A 17921-nucleotide genomic window follows, 5' to 3' on the forward strand; every position below is an offset into this window, starting at 1 on the left:
TCCAGTGTTCGTGGTGACTGGAATCACAATCGTCTCCTGGTTTGCTTTCCGCGGGCACCCGAGAAAGTCCCTAGGGGAACCCCTATTTCGGCAAGCCGGGGCGGTTAAGCTGGCGGAGGTGAACTCCTACACGGCGCACGACGCCGAGCGAAGGCTCGCCGAGCCGCCCAAGGGCGCGGTGCTCGCGGGCGCGCGGGCCGACGCCCGCAGCGCGTTCGCGCGTGACCGGGCCCGGGTGCTGCACTCGGCTGCCCTGCGCCGGCTGGCCGGGAAAACGCAGGTCGTGGGCCCCGGTGAGGGCACCGAGGTGAGCGGGGTGCCGCGCACCAGGTTGACCCATTCGCTGGAGGTCGCCCAAATCGGCCGCGGCATCGCCGAGGAGCTGGGCGCCGACCCGGACCTGGTGGACACCGCCGGGCTGGCGCACGACATCGGCCACCCGCCGTTCGGCCACAACGGCGAGCACGCGCTGAACGAGGCGGCGCAGCCCTGCGGCGGGTTCGAGGGCAACGCGCAGACGCTGCGCATCCTGGCCAGGCTCGAGCCGAAGGTGCTCGACGGGCCGGAGACCGCCGGGCTCAACCTGACCAGGGCCTGCCTGGACGCGGCGACGAAGTACCCGTGGCCGCGCACCGCCGGGGTGGCCAAGTTCGGGGTGTACGCCGACGACCTCGGCGTGTTCCGCTGGATGCGCGAGGGCGCGCCGGAGGGCCGCACCTGCCTGGAGGCCCAGATCATGGACTGGGCCGACGACGTGGCCTACTCGGTGCACGACGTGGAGGACGGCGTGCTCGCCGGGCGCATCTCGTTCCGCGTGCTGGCCGACTCGCAGGAGCGGGCCGCGCTGGCGGAACTGGCGGCCAAGCACTTCTCCGCCGCCCCGGTGTCCACTTTGGAGGGTGCGGCGCGCGGGCTGCTGGAACTGCCGGTGGTGAAGGAGCTGGCCGAGCGCTACGACGCCTCGCTCGGCGCCCAGGTGGCGCTCAAGCGGATGACCAGCGAGCTGGTCGGCCGGTTCGCCTCGGCGGCGGTCACCGGCACCAGGGAGGCCCACGGCGACGGCCCGCTGACCCGGTACGCCGCTTCGCTGGCGGTGCCGGAGCAGGTGGGTGCCGAGGTGGCCGTGCTCAAGGCATTGGCGCTGCGGTACGTGATGAGCGACCCGCGGCGGCTGGCCATGCAGGACGGCCAGCGGCAGCTGCTCATCGAGCTGGTCGAGGTGCTGGCCAGGCAGGCGCCCGAACCACTGGACCCGATCTTCCAGCCAGCCTGGACCGCCGCGGCCGACGACGCCGCGCGCCTGCGCGTGGTGATCGACCAGGTCGCCTCGCTCACTGACGCACAAGCCCACGCTTGGCACTCGTGGCACACGGGTCGTCACGCGTAGGGTCGGTGCCATGGGAGTCCCAGCAGACCCAGCCGAAACCAGTCACCTGCGCTTCGCTCTGGCCCTGCACGCCGAGGCCGGATCGGGCGCCACCTGCTTTTCGCCGTACTCCGCGGCCAGTGCGCTGGCGCTGGTGGCCAGAGCGGCCCGCGGGAAGTCCGCCGAGGAACTGGTCCGGCTGCTCGGCGAGGTGGACGCCCACGCCAAGCTCCTGCGCGAAGCCGCGGAGCTGCAGGGGCCGGACCACCAGGACACCCCGGTGCTCGAAGTGGCCAACACGCTCTGGGCCTGGGACGAGCTGGAACTGCGTGCCGAGTTCGCCGGCGAGCTGACGGCCTGGGCGAACGGCTCGGTCGCGAGCGCGCCCTTTGTCGGTGACCCCGAGGGCGCGCGGCGGCTGATCAACGCCGACATCGCGGCCACCACGCACGACCTGATCCCCGAACTGCTCACCCCCGGCTCGGTCGGCCCGGACACCGTCGCCGCCGTGGTCAACGCGCTCTACCTGAAGACCGCGTGGACCAACCCGTTCGGCGAGGGCGCCACCCGCCCGGCCCCCTTCCGCGCGCCGGGCGGCCCGGTCGAGGTGCCGACCATGCACCTGACCGAGCAGCTCGGTTACGCGCACGAAGACGGCTGGCAGGTGGTCGGCCTGCCCGCGGTCGGCGACGTGGAGGCGGTCGTCCTGCTGCCCGACGGCGAGCTGGCCGCCGCGGAGGCGGAGCTGGACGCCGGGCGGCTGGCGGAACTGTTGTCCGCCAAGCGGTTCACCCAGGTGAGCCTGGCGCTGCCGAAGCTCGAACTGGACCTGCGCACCGACCTCACCGCCGTGCTCAAGGCGCTCGGCGTGCGGACGCTGTTCACACCGGAGGCGGACCTGTCCGGCCTCAGCCCCGACCCGCGGCTGCTGGTTTCGGACGTGCTGCACCAGGCGGTGCTGCGCATCGACGAGAGCGGCCTGGAGGGCGCGGCGGCCACCGCGGCGATGATCCGGATGGTCTCGCTGCCGGTCGGCGACCCGGTGCCGGTCACCGTGGACCGGCCGTTCCTGCTGCTGGTCCGGCACACCGGCACCGGTGCGGTCTACTTCCTGGCCAGGGTCACCAATCCGGCGACGGGCTAACGCAGCACTTCCTTGGCCAGCCGCCCCAGGTAGCCGGCGAAGCGCCGCCGGTCTTCGGCTGGCCAGTGCGCGACCAGTTCGGCGAAGGCCGCGCGCTGGTATTCGTGGGTGGCGTCGAGGAACTTCTCGGCCGCCGGTGACAGCGACAGCCGGGCGCGGCGGGCGTCCTGCCCGGAGGTTTCCCGGAGCACAAAGCCGTCGCGCACGGCGTCGGTGATCATCCGGCTCGCCACCGAGCGGTCCAGCCCGAGCTGCCGCGCCACGTCGGCCACGGTCACCTCCGGATCCGCCTGCGCCGCGCTGTGGATCGCGTCGATCACGTAGAGGTTCTGCACGGTCCACGTCTGCGGGGCGCCCTCGTAGAGCCGCTCCACCACCTCGGGCGCCCACCGGCGCGACCAGAACCTGACCAACCGGAACAAGGCCGGTCCGCCGCCGTTCGGCGCGGGCCGGGCTTTCTCGTTTTCGGTCACCTCGGAGCTCACGAGCCTTTCCTCGAACCAAGATCACCCATGCGGGTATGGCCGGACATCCTGCCATGCCCTTGATGCGTGCATATTGCACGCGTTAATGTGTGCGATATGCACACGAATCAGCGTACGCGCACGCTCGCCTTCGCCGGGGTCCTGCTCGGGATGTTGCTGGCACAGCTGGATTTGACGGTGGTGGTGACCGCGCTGCCGCTGATCGGCGCCGAGCTGGACGCCGGGCCCGCGGTCGCCGGGGTCACCGCGGCGTCACTGCTCACCACCACGGTCTCCACGCCGGTCCACGGCCGCTTCGGTGATCTGTATGGGCGAAAAGCGGCTTTTGTGCTGTCGATCGTGTTGCTCGCGGCGGGATCCACCTGGTGCGCGGTGGCCGGGGACATCGGCTCGCTGATCGCCGGGCGCGCCGTGCAGGGTCTCGGGGCGGGCGGGCTGATCGTCGGCGCGATGGCGGCGCTCGGCGAGCTGTTCGACCGCACCGAGCTGATCCGGCGGCAGGGCTGGCAGGTGGCCGTCGGCGCGGTCGCCTCGCTCGCCGGGCCGCCGGCCGGCGGGCTGGTGGCCGACGCCTTCGGCTGGCGCTGGCTGTTCTGGTTCAACCTCCCGCTGTGCGTGGTTTCGCTGGTGCTCGGCATGGCCGGGTTGCCCGGCCGCCGTGCCGACCGCCCCGCCGGACGGCTGGACCTCCGTGGCTCGGCACTGCTGGCGGTGGCGGGTGCGGCGGCCACCGCGCTGGGCACCGTGCCCGAGCTGGCGCGAAGTCCACTGTGGACGCCGGTGCTGGCGGTGGCCGCGGTGGTGGCCGGGTACGCCTTCGCCAGGACGCAGACGCTGATCCCGCGCCGGATCTTCGCCGACGCGGTGGTGGTCCGCTCGGTGCTGGCGACCACGCTCGCCGGCGTCGCGCTCTACGGCACCTTCACCTACGTCTCGCTGGTGATCACGCTCGGCGTGCGGGGTGACCCGAGCGCGGCCGGGCTGCTCCTGCTGGCCATGACGGGCGGCTCGTTGCTCGTCTCGAGCTGTTTCGCGGTGCTGGCGCGCCGCTGGCCCCGGATGACCGCGTGGGGCCGCTGGGGCTGCCTCACCGGCGTCGCCGGGCTGGCGCTGATCGCGGTGTCGATCCACACCGGCGGGGTGGTGCTGATGGCGGCCGGGCTGGTGCTCACCGGCGGCAGCTTCATGCTCGTGGTCTCCGCCTACACCGTGCTCGCCCAGGGCCGCGCCGCGCCGGCCGAGATGGGCGCCACGATGGGCGTGTTCACCTTCGCCAGGCAGGCGGGCGGGGTGGCCGGGACCACCGTGCTCGGCTGGCTCGCGCTGCTGGTCACCGGGGGTTTCGAGGCGGCGGGGCTGACCGTGGTCTTCGGCGCGGCCGCGGTCGCCATGGTGATCGCCGCCACCTGCTCACCCCGGCCTGTCACAGCCGGAGAAGTCGTCTCGTCCCCCTCGTGAGACCGACGAACGAAGGAGAGGGATCATGCCCCGTATTCCCGCGCTGGACGTCAAGAGCGGCGGCCTCGTGCTGCGTGTCATCGCCAGGATCGCCCGCCGCCGCTTCGGCGCGCTGCCCGAGCCGATGGCGGTCAGCGCGCACAACCCGCGTGTCCTGCGTGCCGGGCTGGTGACCGAGCTGTTCGCCGAGAAGGTGTCGAACGAGCTGCCGGTCAACGTGCGCGAGCTGGCGGTGTACCGCACGGCGGTGCGGCTCGGCTGCTCGTGGTGCATCGACTTCGGCACCATGCTGCAGAAGCACGAGGGCCTCGACATCGACCGGCTCAAGGCGATCGACGACTACGCCGACTCGCCGCTGTACAGCCCGCAGGAGCGGCTCGCGCTGGCCTACGCGGACGCGATGACCGCGACGCCGGTCACCGTGACCGACGAGCAGGTCGCCGAGCTGGAGGCCGAGTTCGGCCGCAAGGGCGTGCTGGAGCTGACCTACCAGATCGGCCTGGAGAACATGCGTGCCCGGATGAACAACGCGCTGGACATCACCGAGCAGGGCTTCACCTCGGGGGGGGCCTGCCGGGTGCCCCAGGTCACCGAGATCGGCCGGGCGGCCGGTTAAGCAGTTTCCGATTAATCGCCGTGCAGGTCACGGAAACATCACTGGACAAGATCGATTGCGGGTGCCGTGACGGCACCCGCAACCCGGTCCTGGCCCGTTGCGCCCGGCCTGCTCGCGCATTCACGGCTTGCTGCCAAGATCGTGCAATTCATTAACGGAGTTGGTTTATCACTCACCGAAATTCGGGCTAACAATTAGTGGTTCGCCCTGGTTATGGTTGCGCCAAGAGCGGGTTTTGTGTGCTCCGGCTGGGAAGTCTCGGGGGCCAGTCAGTGCTGCCGGCGTCTATTGGAGATGGGCTCCGGCACGGCCGCGGGATGATGAATGGAGCGTGGGTCTTACATGGTGAGGGCGTTTCCGGCGCGCCGCTGGCTGGCGATGGCCGCGGCGGTCACCGGACTGGTCGCGCTGACCGCGTGTGGTGGCTCGAACACCCCGGGTACCGCTGGTCCGAGCCCCGCGCCGGGGCCGGGCGGGCTGCTCGACCGGGCGCCGGTGGCCAGTGCGGCGGAGCTGGCGGCGAGTCCCACCGCGACCGCCATCCGGCAGCGCGGGCAGCTGATCGTCGGCGGGGAACTGGACCTGCCACTGCTTTCCGAGCGGAATTCCATTACCGGTGAAACCGAAGGTTTCGACGCGACGCTGGCAAAGCTGCTGGCGAAATACATCATCGGGGAATCGTCGGTCAAGATCGCGAAAGCCACCCCGGAGACCCGTGAGGCGCTGTTGCAGGTCGGCACGGTCGACGCGGTCATCCGGATTTACACCATCACCCCGCAGCGCGCGCAGAAAGTGGCCTTCGCCGGGCCGTACCTGATGTCCGGCCAGTCGATCGCCACGCTCAGCCGCGAGCGCTCGATCACCAAGCCGGCCGACCTCAACGGCAAGACCGTGGTCGCGGTCGCGGGCACCACCAGCGTGGACGCGCTGGAGAAGGTGGCCCCGGACGCGCAGATCAAGACCTTCGGCACGGCCAACGAGTGCATCCAGGCGCTGGAGGCCGGGCAGGCGGTGGCCTACGTGCACGACCTGACCGTGCTGGCCGGCGCGGCCAGGCTCAACGACAAGATCCGCGTCATCGGCGAGCCGTTCACCAGCGAGCCCTACGGCATCGGCCTGCCGCGCGGGGACACCGAGTTCAAGAAGTTCGTCAACGACTGGCTGGGCAAGATCGTGCAGGCCGGGATCTGGGAAGAGCTGTGGAAGGAGTCGCTGGGCACCGTCGTCGCCGGTCAGCCGCCGGCGCCACCGCAGATCGGGTCCGTTCCGGGGTCGTGACGCCCACCAACGCCCACGAGAGGGGAACGCGGCGTGACAACGGCGTCTTGGCTGCGGACGGGGCTGGCACTGGGTGCGGTGTGCCTGGTGGCGCTGAGCGGGTGCAGCGGCGGGCAGGCACCGCCCGCGGCGCCACCCGCCCAGCTGAGCCTGCTCGACCGGGCGCCGGTGGCCTCCGCCGCGGAGATCGCGGCCAGCCCGACGGCCGCCGCGATCCGCGAACGCGGGCAGCTGCTCGTCGGTGGCGAGCTGGACCTGCCGCTGATGTCCCAGCGGAACCCGATCACCGGGGAGACCGTCGGCTTCGACGCCACGCTCGGCAAGCTGCTGGCGAAGTACCTCATCGGCGAGCCGAACGTGAAGGTGGTGCGGTCGATCTCCGAGACGCGTGAAGCCGTGCTGCAGACCGGCACGGTCGACGTGGTGATCAGCACCTACACCATCACCCCGCAGCGCGCGGAGAAGATCAGCTTCGCCGGGCCGTACCTGGTCTCCGGGCAGGCCATCGCCACGCTGAGCACGGAGAACAAGATCTCCACCCCGGCCGACCTGGCCGGCAAGAAGGTGGTCGCGGTCTCCGGCACCACCAGCGTGGACGCGATCAAGCAGAGCGCGCCGGGCGTGCAGCTGACCACCTACGGCGCGGCCACCGAGTGCATCCAGGCGCTCGAAGCGGGCACCGCGGTGGCCTACGTGCACGACATGACGCTGCTGGCCGGGACGGCGCAGCTCAACGACAAGATCCAGATCGTCAGCGAGCCGTTCACCGAGGAGGCCTACGGCATCGGCATCCGGCACGGCGACGAGGCGTTCAAGAAGGTGGTCAACGACTGGCTGGGCAAGATCCAGCAGAGCGGGCTGTGGGGCGAGAACTGGACCGAAACCCTCGGCCAGGTGGTGCCGGGCGACCCGCCCAAGCCGCCCGCCATCGGATCGGTGCCCGGCTCCTGACTCAGTCGGGCAGGTGGGTCAGCTTCTCCGGGTTCGCCTGGTCGTAGATCGCCACGACCAGGCCGTCGCGGACCACGAAGGTGGACACGTGCGCGTCCAGCGGGTGGTGGTCGGCGTCGCCGGGGGCGGGCGGCAGGTACAGCCCGAGATCGCCGTTGACCAGCAGCGGCCGCGCCCCGGCCACCGCGTCGTCGGTGTACTGGGCGAACACGCCGGTGAAGAAGCGGGTGATCTTGTCCGCGCCGACCATGATCTGGCGCGTGGTGCGGGCCTTGCCGTTGGAGTCGCCGATCAGCACCACGTCGGGGTGCAGCACCTCGGCGACCGCGCGCACGTCACCGGAGGTCAGCGCGGCCATCAGCCGCTCGAGCACGGCCTGCTGCTCGGCCAGCGGCGCCCGGGGCGGCGGTTCGGCCTCCTCCAGTGCCCGGCGCCCGCGGGAGGCGTGCTGCCGCGCGGCGGCCGGTGAGCAGCCGAGGATCTCGGCGATCTCGGCGAACGGCACCGAGAACGCGTCGTGCAGCACGAAGGCCACGCGCTGCTCGGGGCCGAGCCGGTCGAGCACCACCATCGCCGCCATGCGCACGCCGTCGTCGCGCACGGCCACCTCGAGCGGGTCCTCGCTGGGGCGCGGGCCGAAGCCGGACACGATCGGCTCGGGCAGCCACTGCCCGACGTACCGCTCGCGGCGCGCGGCCGCCGAGCGCAGCCTGTCCAGCCCGATCCGCCCGACCACGGTGGTCAGCCAGCCACGCGGGTCGCGGATGGCGGCGCGCTGCTCCTCCGAGAGCCCGGCCAGCCGCAGCCACGCCTCCTGCACCGCGTCCTCGGCGTCGGCCACCGAGCCGGTCAGCCGGTAGGCCACCGAGATCAGGTGCGCGCGGTGGGCGGTGAACTCCTCTGCCAGCAGATCCCCGGTGACGGCCATACCCCGAGTCTGCCCCATCCGGTGCCTGCGGGGCCGCCGAGGCCGCGCACTAGAGTGGCGGTGTGGCGGGACGGATCCGGGAAAGCGACATCGCGGAGGTGCGTGACCGCAACCGGATCGATGAGGTCGTCGGCGAGTACGTGGCGCTGCGGCGGGCCGGTGGCGGCGCGCTGAAGGGGCTGTGCCCGTTCCACGACGAGAAGACCCCGTCGTTCAACGTCCGCCCCACGCACGGCACCTTCCACTGCTTCGGCTGCGGGGTCGGCGGGGACGTCATCAAGTTCCTGATGGACCTGGAGAAGCTCACCTTCGTCGAGTCGGTGGAGCGGCTCGCCGACCGGGTGGGCCTGCGGCTGACCTACGAGGGCGGCGGCGGGAGCGTGCAGCGCGACCGCGGCACCCGCTCGCGCATGGTCGAGGCGCACAAGGCCGCCGCCGAGTTCTACGCCGAGCAGCTGCTCGGCGAGGAGGGCCGGATGGCCCGCGACTTCCTCAACGAGCGCGGGTTCGACCCGGTCTCGGCGAAGACCTTCGGCTGCGGGTACGCGCCCAGCGGCTGGGACAAGCTGACCAAGTACCTGCTCAAGCGCGGGTTCGAGCTGACCGAGCTGATCAAGTCCGGGCTGGTGCGCGAGGGCAGGCAGGGGCCGATCGACCGGTTCCACCGGCGGCTGCTGTGGCCGATCAAGGACCTCGGCGGCGACGTGGTCGGCTTCGGCGCGCGGCGGCTGTTCGACGACGACCGCATCGAAGCCAAGTACCTCAACTCCAGCGAGAGCCCGATCTACCGGAAGTCCGAGGTGCTCTTCGGGCTGGACATGGCGAAGAAGGAGATCTCGCGGCGGCACCAGGTGGTGATCGTCGAGGGCTACACCGACGTGATGGCCATGCACGCCGCCGGGGTGCCGACCGCGGTGGCCACCTGCGGCACCGCGTTCGGCCAGGACCACATGAAGGTGCTGCGCCGGCTGCTGATGGACGACGACGCCTTCCGCGGTGAGGTGATCTTCACCTTCGACGGTGACGAGGCCGGGCAGAAGGCCGCGCTCAAGGCGTTCGAGGGCGACCAGACCTTCGCCGGGCAGACCTACATCGCGGTGGCGCCGGACGGCATGGACCCGTGCGAGCTGCGGCTGGCCAAGGGCGACACCGCGGTGCGCGACCTGGTGGCGCGGCGCATCCCGCTGTTCGAGTTCGCCATCCGCAGCATGCTCAAGTCCTACGACCTGGAGTCGGTGGACGGGCAGGTCGCCGCGCTGCAGAAGATGGTGCCGATGGTGGCGCAGATCAGGGATCGCGCCAAGCGGGACGGCTACGCCACCAAGCTGGCCTGGTGGGTCGGCTGGGCGGACGAGGCGACCGTGGTCAAGCGGGTGCGCGCGGTCGCCAGCGGCAAGGGCGGGCGGGCCCTGGCCGAGCGGCCGTCCGGGGCGAGCGCGGCGAACGGGCAGGACGTGCCGCGGCCCAATCCCACCGACCCGCGCCTGACCGTGCAGCGCGAGACGCTCAAGGCCGCGCTGCAGGAGCCCGCGCTGGCCGGTCCCGAGTTCGACGCGCTGCCCGACGAGGCGTTCACGCACCCGGCGTACCTGGCCATCCGCAAGGCGATCCGCGAGGCCGGTGGGGCCGCCGGTGGCATGGCCGGGCCCGCGCTGCTCGACGCCACCTCGCAGCACTGTCCACAAGGGATGGTGCGCCGGGTGCTCGGCGAGCTGGCGGTGGAACCGATGCACGCCAAGGAAGAAGCCGACGCGCGGTACGTCTCCAGCGTGCTCGCCGCGATCCAGGAGAACCTGGTCGGCAGGCAGATCCAGGAGATCAAGTCGAAGCTGACCCGGTTGTCGCCGGTGGAGGCGCCGGACGACTACCGCGCGTTGTTCGGTGACCTGGTGGCGCTGGAGGAGTACCGGAAAGCCCTGCGGCAGCAGGCCGTCGGCGGGCTGGACTGAGCCGGATGGGGTTCTTCAAGCGCCTGTTCGGCGACCGGCTGCCCGAGGACTTCGCGGGCGAGCTGGCCGCGGGTGAGGACGCGCTGGCCACCGCCAAGGTGACCGGCGGCGGGTACCTGGTGGTGACGCAGTTCGGCCTGTGGGTGCCCGAGGGCGGGGAACAGCGCCGCATCGGCTGGCACCTGATCAGCAAGGCGGCCTGGGCCGAAGGATCACTCACCGTGACCGAGGCCGAGGAAACCGGGCAGGCGGGTGGCGCCGTGCTGCTGACCGACCGCGCCCCGGTGCGGTTCGGCGTCGAGTCGCCGGGCAAGGTGCCGCCGATGGTGCGCCAGCGCGTCGACGGCTCGATCCGCGCGCGGCACCGGCAGGAGCTGCCGGGTGGCGGGGCTTGGTTCCTGCGGCGGAAGGTGCCGGGCACCGACGGCACCGTGCTGCAGGTCCGTGCCGATCCGGGGGTGGACGCGGACCTGGTGGCCGCCATCGCCGAGGACGCGGTGAAGAAGCTGGTGGATCCGGAGGCCTAGCAGTACAGTCGTACTGTATGTGGGATCCGGTGAAGTACCTCGACTACCAGGACGAACGCGCGCGCCCGTTCCACGAGCTGCTGGCCAGGGTCGGAGCCACCGAGCCGCGCCGGGTGGTCGACGCCGGGTGCGGGCCGGGGAACCTGACGCCCTCGCTGGCCGAGCGCTGGCCGGACGCGGTGGTGGAGGCGTTCGACAGCTCCCCCGAGATGATCGAGGCGGCGCGGGCCAACGGCGTCCAGGCGGACCTGGGCGACGTAGTGACTTGGCAGCCGCCCGCCGACACCGACGTGCTCATCACGAACGCCGTGTTGCAGTGGGTGCCCGCCCACCACGAAGTGCTCACCCGATGGGTGGACGCGCTGCCGTCCGGGGCGTGGCTCGCGATGCAGGTGCCCGGCAATTTCCGTGCGCCGTCGCACGCGCTGGTGCGCAAGCTGGTGGCGACCGCGCGCTGGTCGCGCTCGCTGGGCTTCCGCGAGGAGAACGTGGTCAGCGAGCCGCAGGAGTACGCGGAACTGCTGGCGGCGCGGGGTTGCGCTGTCGACGCCTGGGAGACCACCTACGTGCAGCGCCTGACCGGGGAGGACGCGGTGCTGGAGTGGATCACCGGCACGGTGCTGCGCCCGATCAGGGCGGCGCTGGACGCGGCGGACTGGGCCCGGTTCCGGCACGAGCTGGGCTCGCTGCTGCGCGACGCCTACCCGCCGAACGCGGATGGCACCACGTGGTTCCCGTTCCGCCGCGTCTTCACCGTGGCGCGGGTGGGCTAGCCCTGGTGCTCCCGCGCCCGGTGCCCGTTGGTGCTGTGGCTGGGTCGCTCGCCGAACGGCAGCTTCTCGCCCACCTTGGCCCTGGCGATCCCGGCCGCGCCCTGCACGGCGGGGTGGTCGGCCAGCTTGCGGTAGGTGCGGACGATCTGCTCGTAACGGCTGCGGCCGGCCCGCGCGCCGAGTACGTAGCCCACCGCCGCGCCCAGCAGGAACTTCTTCATCTCCGTGCGCCTCCCTGTAGCTCGCTCGGGTTCCATTGTCCCCCAGCTCCCGGCGGCGGGCCGGGCGCGGACGGGGTGGGGGTGGGTGCGCGGGGCCGGATGGGCATGGGCTAGAGTTCTTCGTGTCAGGCCGGAGCGCTCCGGCCGGGCCAGTGATCCCCTGTAGCTCAATTGGCAGAGCAGCCGGCTGTTAACCGGCAGGTTATTGGTTCGAGTCCAATCGGGGGAGCATCCGCCCAGGTCAACGACCTGGGCTTCGTTGTGTGTACCCCCGGCGGAGTGCAGGATCACACCACACTGTCGGCTATGGCCCCCGTGGGCAGGTTGGCTTCGTCGAGCACGGTGGCGACGGTCTTGCGGAAGACGTGGCTGGTGACCCAGCCGTAGCCGCACTCGGTGAAGGCTTCCTTGAGCCGGTGGATGACGTTGCTGGGATCCAGCCACGCGGTGGCCGTCTCCACGATCGCGACGGCGATCAGCGGCGCCCCCGCGCGGCGTGCGACCAGTGCCAGCTGCGCGTCTGCCCGATCGCGGCGTGATCCGCCTCCGGATCGTTTCCGTCGATGCCGCGGCGGGCGACCACGCAGCGCCAGGGCAGCTGCCGCAACTGGTGGGCGGGCAGAGGTAACGGTTCGCTCTCGACGCAGGCGGTGTCGAGGTAGAGGTGGCGCAGTTCGTAGGGATGACCGTCGGTGTGGTCGGCGGGGTGGACGTCCCAGCCGAGTGGATCGCGCCGCAGTAGTCGCGCATCCGCTTGAGTGCGCGGGTCAGCAAGCAGCATGGCCCACAGTTCGTCATCCGTTGCCTCGGTGATGCCGTGGGTGGTGGCGCTGTCGCTGAGCAGCATGGTGGCCAGGCCGCGCAGCACGGCGGTGGGAACCACGTTTTCCCAGCTGCAGAGGTATTCCGCTTCACCGATTGCCAGCTCGGCGAGATAATGGGCGGTGTCACCGTCGGTGTGCACCTCGCCGTCGATGAGCCGCAACCGGGCCAGCGTCTCCGGCGGTGACTCGCGTAGCCGCGCATGCGCACGGCCGCTGCGTATGAAGGATTCCAGGTGGTCCAGCTTCAGCACGCCTCGACGGCCACATAGCACGGAGGGCGCACTGCCTTCGACAGCGAGTACGTCCTCGACGCGCACGCCGTATTCGGCCAGGATCGGTCCCAGCTCTCGAATGCGCTGGACTCCTAGCTCGTGGTGCGAGAGGCCTGCGACACCCTCGAACGTGTGGCTGAAGGGGAGGTGTCCGACGTCGTGCAACAGCGCGGCGAGCCTGGCTGGTTCATCGTTCGGGGCAAAGTGTGCCACCAATGACAACAGGCCGAGGCTGTGCTCCAACCGGGAATAGGTCTGGTGGGTGCTCACCACCGCGGCTCCGGCGTGAGCGACGAATTGCAACCGCCGTACCGGCCAGCACCGCAGCAACCGGCGCTCCAGCGGGGTCAAACGGAATTCCACCCGCCAGAGCGGGTCCGCGTAGAACTCGTCTCGGCCCAGAATTTCGGCTACCGCACGCAATAACTCAATACCTCACGATCGCTCATGGAGCAGGTTGGCAACCTCGGCTCGCAGGTTCGCGAGTCGCGACGCTGCGGCGGCTCGCGCTTCTTGGAGGGTTCCAGAAGGCCGGAAGTCTTTCGCCCGCAGTCGTACCCCGCCGAATTCGGGCACCGGTACCGTGTGCAGCCGGTCCATGGTAGCGGCGCGGCGAGGTCAGCAGCGAGTACTGCCGCATTCACGGTGCACAATCCCCGCCGAAACAGGCCGAATGATGTCGGCTGAGGGCATGAGCACCCGCCCAGGCTGAGGTAGTGCTCCATATCGAGGTTGCGGACGCTGTGCTGGCCTCGGTCTTGTCACGCGGGTGCCAGGCTCAGCACGGCTTTGCCGTCGCCGACGGCCACGGCTTTGACCTCGAGTCCGTTCATGATCGTGGCGCGGCCGGTGTCCAGTGGCGAGGTCATCGAACCGCCGCTGACCTTCGCGCCGAGTTGCAGGACACCGTCGGCGATGGCGCGCACCCGGATGAGTTCGAAGCCGAACCGTTTCGGCGCGGGCACCTCGGCTCCGGCGGAGACCAGCACCTCGCACCGGCCGTCCGAGCAGGCGGAGAGCCTTTCGCCGTCCTTCGCCGCGGGTAGCTCGACGGGCGCGGTGGATGGCTTGCCCTCTTCCTTGGGCGGCTGGCACTTTTCGGCTTGCTGGTGTGCCTGCGCGACGGTGCCGTCGGTGGCCACCAGCGTGGGGAGGTCGAGTCCTTGCGGCCGCAGTGTCTTGAGTGCCTCGGTGGTCTCGGTGACGTACCCGCGCAACACGTCCTCGGCGGCGGTGTACTGGCGTGAGTACTCGTCGACCTTGTTGCCCAGTTGCTCCGCCGCGGTGGTGTAGGCGTCGACGAGTTCCTTGCCGTGTGGGAACGTTTCCGGGGCGAGGGTGGTGCTCTGGTGCCTGATGCTGCTCAGCGAGGTGCTCACCGTGCTCAGGTAGGAGCTGAGGTCCATCGCGGTGAACTCGTCGCGCAGGTCCCGCGGCGGTTCCGGGGGCAGCAGGAACACCTTTGCTGCCTGGCAGAAGCGGTTCAGCCAGTCCACCTGGGCGGGGGTGGGCGGCGGCGCGGGCGGGCTCGGCGCGGGTGGCGGTGCGGCCGGTGGTGCCGCGGGCTCGTCCGGCGCCCCGCAGGCGGCGAGGCTGCACAGGATCAGGGCGGCGGCACCGAGCCGCAGAGCGTTCCGCATGCACCTGGTCTACGCGCGGGTGGTCCACCCGCCCTACATTTCCGGTACAGGGCGCGGCGGGTCACCAGCACCAACTCAGGACAAGCCGTCGAGCAGGGCCAGATCCGGCGGCACCAGCGTGGTGGACAGGATCAGTTCCCGGAGCAGGTTGTCGTTGAGGGTGTTGCCGACCGGTTCCCCGACCTCCTCCCGCAACAGGCCGTGCACGCTGGCCGCGGACAGCCGCAGGCGGACGTCGGTGACGAGGTGCTCGACCCGCTTGACGCTCCAGTTCGCGTCCGGCTGCAACTCGGCGAGCATCAGCGCGGCCTGCTGACGTGAGATCGGCTGCGGATTGGCGTCGTGGAGCAGATAACGCTGCCCCAGCACCACCAGCAGCAGCCGTTCGTCCGGTGAGAGCGGCCATTGCCTGGGCTGGTGGGTGACCGCGTCGGGCCGGACCGCGGGCTGGCCGCCGTCCTCGCCGGTGATGTACAGCTCGAGCAGGTGCTCGCGGTCGCGGGAGCCGCGGATGAACATCGGGGTGTAGCCGGTGGGCAGCGGCAGCGGATCCTCTCCGGGGAACAGCCACGTGGTCTTCGGCAGCCGGATGGGCAGCCTGCCGGTGTTGCTGACCCACCAGTGTGCCTCGCGCCGGACCAGCAGGCCGTGCTGGCGGCTGACCCGGGGATCGGTCTCACCGACGGGCAGGTCGACCTCGGTGCGGTTGCGGCCGAACCGGATGGTGCGCCCTTCCGCCGGGCCGGCGGTGATCCGGCCGGGACGGTGAGCGCGACGACGGTGCTCGCGGCCGCCGGCGGCACACCGCGGGCAAGGCTTTCGTGGCTCATTCCTGCCTCCTGCGTTCCCGTGACCGCCAGTCTGGCCGACCGTCAGGGGACCCCTCCCTCACCGCGGCAGCCGGGCGGCCGCGGCCTCGGCCAGGCCGATCGCGCGGGGGCAGTACTGGGCATCCGGGCGCGGGCCTTCGACGGTGAGCACCATCAGCTCGATGGTGGGGCCGGCGGGCCGACCGGCCGGTCGGTGGACGACGTGCACGGTGCACGCCTCGCTTTCGGCGTCGATGTGCGCTTCATGACCGGGGAACGGGATCGAATCGCCTTCGACGGGGGAGGTGCTGGAGTGCTGGTCGTACCGCAGCAGAACGCTGACCTGGTCCGCCGTGCTGTACCACCGGCAGCGCCAGCCGCCGAAGCCCCGCGCTCCGGCGGTGGCGTCGATGGCGGGATAGACGGCCAGTGCGGTGTTGTCGAGCAGCGCGCAGGCGTCGATGTGGGCCAGCGAACTGGGCGCCAGCGGTTGTTCGCGACGCGGGATCGGGCCGCGCTCGAGCACACCGCGCACCTGGTCCGCCGCCACCTTCGCGGTGACGCAGAGCTGGTCCTGGGGCTGGCTGCCCTTCGCCGCGACCTGGATGCCGAACCGCTCGTCCACCGGCACCTGCTGGGCGCATTCGTCGTCACCCGGCGGGCCTTCGTCCTCGTACAGTTCGCCGACGACGGGATGTCGCTTGAGCCGCAGCAACTGCACCTCGATGTCGATCGCGGTCGCGGCATCCGCTCCGGGCGGCCCGAGGATCACGTCGCAGCGGTTGAAGTTGCCCAGCGCGCTGTGCAAGCGCGCCGGTACACCGAAGTGCGTGCTCAGCGCCTCCGGATCGACCAGGGCGCACGGCGCGACCGTGTGCTCGTCACCGACCAGATCCGCCGCCGGTTCGGTCTTCCAGAGCGTGGGCACCAGGGTGGTGGCGGAGATCGTCGCGGCGAGCACGAGCACCGCGAGCACCTGGACGTGACGGCGGCGCCACCACGGCGGGCGAACGACCCCGGCGGGTGGCGGGCCGATCCGGTCGGCACCGGCGATGGCCTCGAGCCGCTGTCGCACCTGGTCGGCGGTCGGCCGGCGAAGTGGTTGCGCGGCCAGCATTTCCGCCAGCACTGGCGCCAGCGGGCCCGCACGGGCGGAGCTTTCGACCTCACCTCGGCGGGCGCGTTCCAGCACCTCGCCTGGTTCACCGGCGCCGAACGGCGGGACACCTTCGAGCGCGGTGAACAGCGTCGCGCCCAAGGAGAACACGTCTGACGCTTCGTCGGCCGGATGCCCGCTCGCCACCTCTGGCGCGGCGTAAGCGGGCGTACCGCTGAAATTGCCGTCGTGGGTCCAGGTCACCTCGCGCCAGACGGAAATGCCGAAGTCGGTCAGCTTGGCCACGCCGTCTTCGGTGACCAGCACGTTGCCCGGCTTCACGTCGCGGTGCACGATCTTGCGCTGGTGCAGCGCGGCCAGCGCGGCGGCGATCTGCGCGCCCACCGTGGCCACCCACTCCGGTGGGCGCGGCCCGCACTCGGCCAGCACCCGGTCCAGGCTTTCCGCTGGCAGGTACTCCATCACCAGCCAGCAGCCATCCGCCTCCACCGTGTCGAAGATCGAGATCGCGTTCGGGTGCTGCACCTGCGCCGCTGTCTCGGCCTCCCGGCAGAACTGGATGCGGTCGGCCTCGCTGACCATGGCGTGCGGGCGCTTGAGCGCCACCGTGCGCTTGAGCTTGCGGTCGAAGGCGGTCCAGACCATGCCGCCGGCCCCGCCGCCTCGGACTTCCTCGAGTTGGTAACGCCCGTCGATCACGTCTCCCGTGCGCACGCAAGCCAGTGTAGCCAGCCCGCTGCGCTGCGTGAGCCCCTGATCACGAGGGTCGATGGGTCACGGCGAGCCGGTGGATGATCACCTGCCCGAAGTTGCCGGGGTCGCAGGGCACGGATTTCGCGCAGTTGGCCTGGGTGTAGGCACCGGCCTTGAAATAGGCGCCGTCGAAGGTGGCCGGCAGCGTCACCTTGTGCACGCCGTTGTAGTAGGCCTTGATCTTGCCGCCGCTCACTTCGAATTTCGCCTGGAACCTGGTGCCGAGCACGTAGTGGTCGTCGAGCAACGCGAAGTTCGGGTCGTCCCCGTTGGTGACGTAGAGCTTTTCCCCTTCGAGCCGGAAGACGGTGACGTCGTCCTGACCGTCGTGGATCTGGCCCGCGACCACGTGCGGCTTGTCGTTGGGCAGGTGCGTGATGGCCTGGTCGATCTCCATCGTGTGCGTTCCGGAGGTGGGGGACCAGCTGACGGGCTGTGTGCCGCCGCGGGTCATCTCGTGCAGTTCGGACCGGGGATAGCTGCTGTTGGGTGTGGTCACCCCGTTGACCGCGCTGCGGAACCGGACACCGTCGCAGGCCGCGGTGGGCACGAACCACGGGTCGAGCCCGTAGCGCTTGAGCTGGGGCTGCTGGACCTCCAGCGGCTGGGCTCCAGGCTGGTCCGGGTCGTCGACCGGCAGGGTGATCTTCCAGTTGCGCAGGTCCAGGACCTGCGCGGGGCGGGTGCAGGCGGGGGAGTTCTCCTGGGCGGTCGCCACCGGCACCAGGGCCAGCGTGGCCGCGCCGGCGAAAGCGCCGGCGAACAGTTTGATCGTCCGCATTCTTCTCCGATCGTGCTGGGCCCGTGTTG

At 70.9% G+C, this 17921-nt stretch carries 18 protein-coding genes and 1 tRNA gene; 10 read left to right on the top strand and 9 right to left on the bottom strand.

The annotated features are described in order from the left end of the window. Positions 1–118 precede the first annotated feature (118 nt). Positions 119–1387 carry a deoxyguanosinetriphosphate triphosphohydrolase gene (locus A4R43_RS40400; RefSeq protein ID WP_113696905.1) on the top strand — a complete coding sequence of 423 codons (1269 nt, stop codon included), beginning with the start codon at positions 119–121 and terminating at the stop codon, positions 1385–1387. Between the two features lie 10 nt (positions 1388–1397). After that, entirely contained in the window at positions 1398–2510 is a 1113-nt protein-coding gene (locus A4R43_RS40405) for a serpin family protein (protein WP_113696906.1), read from the top strand. Here the strand turns inward: A4R43_RS40405 and A4R43_RS40410 are convergent. Further along, the gene (locus A4R43_RS40410) at positions 2507–2995 is read right to left on the bottom strand and encodes a MarR family winged helix-turn-helix transcriptional regulator (RefSeq protein ID WP_236808572.1); all 489 of its coding nucleotides are present in this window, start codon (positions 2993–2995) and stop codon (positions 2507–2509) included. The two genes, A4R43_RS40405 and A4R43_RS40410, sit on opposite strands and share 4 nt — an antisense overlap. A gap of 96 nt (positions 2996–3091) precedes the next feature. On the opposite strand from A4R43_RS40410, the gene A4R43_RS40415 reads away from it, so the two are divergent. From A4R43_RS40415 to A4R43_RS40430, 4 genes are all read left to right on the top strand, one after another. Further along, the gene (locus A4R43_RS40415) at positions 3092–4453 is read left to right on the top strand and encodes an MFS transporter (RefSeq protein ID WP_113696907.1); all 1362 of its coding nucleotides are present in this window, start codon (positions 3092–3094) and stop codon (positions 4451–4453) included. 25 nt (positions 4454–4478) lie between these two features. Then, positions 4479–5069, top strand: a complete 591-nt coding sequence (locus A4R43_RS40420; RefSeq protein WP_113696908.1) for a carboxymuconolactone decarboxylase family protein — start codon at positions 4479–4481, stop codon at positions 5067–5069. A 342-nt stretch (positions 5070–5411) separates the two neighbouring features. Continuing rightward, positions 5412–6347 carry a glutamate ABC transporter substrate-binding protein gene (locus A4R43_RS40425; protein ID WP_236808575.1) on the top strand — a complete coding sequence of 312 codons (936 nt, stop codon included), beginning with the start codon at positions 5412–5414 and terminating at the stop codon, positions 6345–6347. A gap of 33 nt (positions 6348–6380) precedes the next feature. Continuing rightward, on the top strand, positions 6381–7298 hold the full coding sequence (locus tag A4R43_RS40430; protein ID WP_113696909.1) for a glutamate ABC transporter substrate-binding protein: 918 nt from the start codon (positions 6381–6383) through the stop codon (positions 7296–7298). A gap of 1 nt (position 7299) precedes the next feature. Here A4R43_RS40430 and A4R43_RS40435 read toward each other — a convergent pair whose 3' ends face one another. Continuing rightward, positions 7300–8226, bottom strand: a complete 927-nt coding sequence (locus A4R43_RS40435; RefSeq protein WP_113696910.1) for a sigma-70 family RNA polymerase sigma factor — start codon at positions 8224–8226, stop codon at positions 7300–7302. A 62-nt stretch (positions 8227–8288) separates the two neighbouring features. Here A4R43_RS40435 and dnaG point away from each other — a divergent pair, with 62 nt between their 5' ends. The 3 genes from dnaG to A4R43_RS40450 are packed head-to-tail and all read left to right on the top strand — an operon-like array spanning position 8289 to position 11475. Beyond that, positions 8289–10175: a DNA primase gene (dnaG, locus tag A4R43_RS40440; protein WP_113696911.1), complete on the top strand. Its 1887-nt coding sequence runs from the start codon at positions 8289–8291 to the stop codon at positions 10173–10175. Positions 10176–10180: 5 nt separating this feature from the next. After that, positions 10181–10702 (top strand): hypothetical protein, encoded by a 522-nt coding sequence (locus A4R43_RS40445; protein ID WP_113696912.1) that lies wholly within the window; start codon positions 10181–10183, stop codon positions 10700–10702. A gap of 17 nt (positions 10703–10719) precedes the next feature. After that, positions 10720–11475 (top strand): trans-aconitate 2-methyltransferase, encoded by a 756-nt coding sequence (locus A4R43_RS40450; protein WP_113696913.1) that lies wholly within the window; start codon positions 10720–10722, stop codon positions 11473–11475. Here A4R43_RS40450 and A4R43_RS40455 read toward each other — a convergent pair. Continuing rightward, positions 11472–11696 (bottom strand): hypothetical protein, encoded by a 225-nt coding sequence (locus A4R43_RS40455; RefSeq protein ID WP_113696914.1) that lies wholly within the window; start codon positions 11694–11696, stop codon positions 11472–11474. The two genes, A4R43_RS40450 and A4R43_RS40455, sit on opposite strands and share 4 nt — an antisense overlap. Positions 11697–11852: 156 nt before the next feature. Here A4R43_RS40455 and A4R43_RS40460 point away from each other — a divergent pair. Further along, positions 11853–11925 (top strand) — tRNA-Asn (locus tag A4R43_RS40460). A 58-nt stretch (positions 11926–11983) separates the two neighbouring features. On the opposite strand, the gene A4R43_RS43085 is transcribed toward A4R43_RS40460, so the two are convergent. The 6 genes from A4R43_RS43085 to A4R43_RS40485 all read right to left on the bottom strand — a co-directional run bounded on the left by A4R43_RS43085 (position 11984) and on the right by A4R43_RS40485 (position 17892). After that, complete coding sequence (locus A4R43_RS43085) at positions 11984–12157, bottom strand: hypothetical protein (RefSeq protein WP_162788770.1); 174 nt, start codon at positions 12155–12157, stop codon at positions 11984–11986. A 14-nt stretch (positions 12158–12171) separates the two neighbouring features. Continuing rightward, the gene (locus tag A4R43_RS40465; RefSeq protein ID WP_162788771.1) at positions 12172–13215 is read right to left on the bottom strand and encodes an HD domain-containing protein; all 1044 of its coding nucleotides are present in this window, start codon (positions 13213–13215) and stop codon (positions 12172–12174) included. Between the two features lie 338 nt (positions 13216–13553). Further along, positions 13554–14432: a hypothetical protein gene (locus tag A4R43_RS40470; protein ID WP_113696916.1), complete on the bottom strand. Its 879-nt coding sequence runs from the start codon at positions 14430–14432 to the stop codon at positions 13554–13556. 75 nt (positions 14433–14507) lie between these two features. Continuing rightward, positions 14508–14951, bottom strand: a complete 444-nt coding sequence (locus A4R43_RS44345) for a hypothetical protein (protein WP_236808578.1) — start codon at positions 14949–14951, stop codon at positions 14508–14510. Positions 14952–15320: 369 nt separating this feature from the next. Next, positions 15321–17072, bottom strand: coding sequence for a serine/threonine-protein kinase (locus A4R43_RS40480; protein WP_162788772.1), 1752 nt, complete (start codon positions 17070–17072; stop codon positions 15321–15323). 43 nt (positions 17073–17115) lie between these two features. Further along, entirely contained in the window at positions 17116–17892 is a 777-nt protein-coding gene (locus A4R43_RS40485) for a polysaccharide lyase family 7 protein (protein ID WP_113696918.1), read from the bottom strand. Positions 17893–17921 lie beyond the last annotated feature (29 nt).

Source organism: Amycolatopsis albispora (genome assembly GCF_003312875.1).
Classification (GTDB): Bacteria; Actinomycetota; Actinomycetes; order Mycobacteriales; family Pseudonocardiaceae; genus Amycolatopsis; species Amycolatopsis albispora.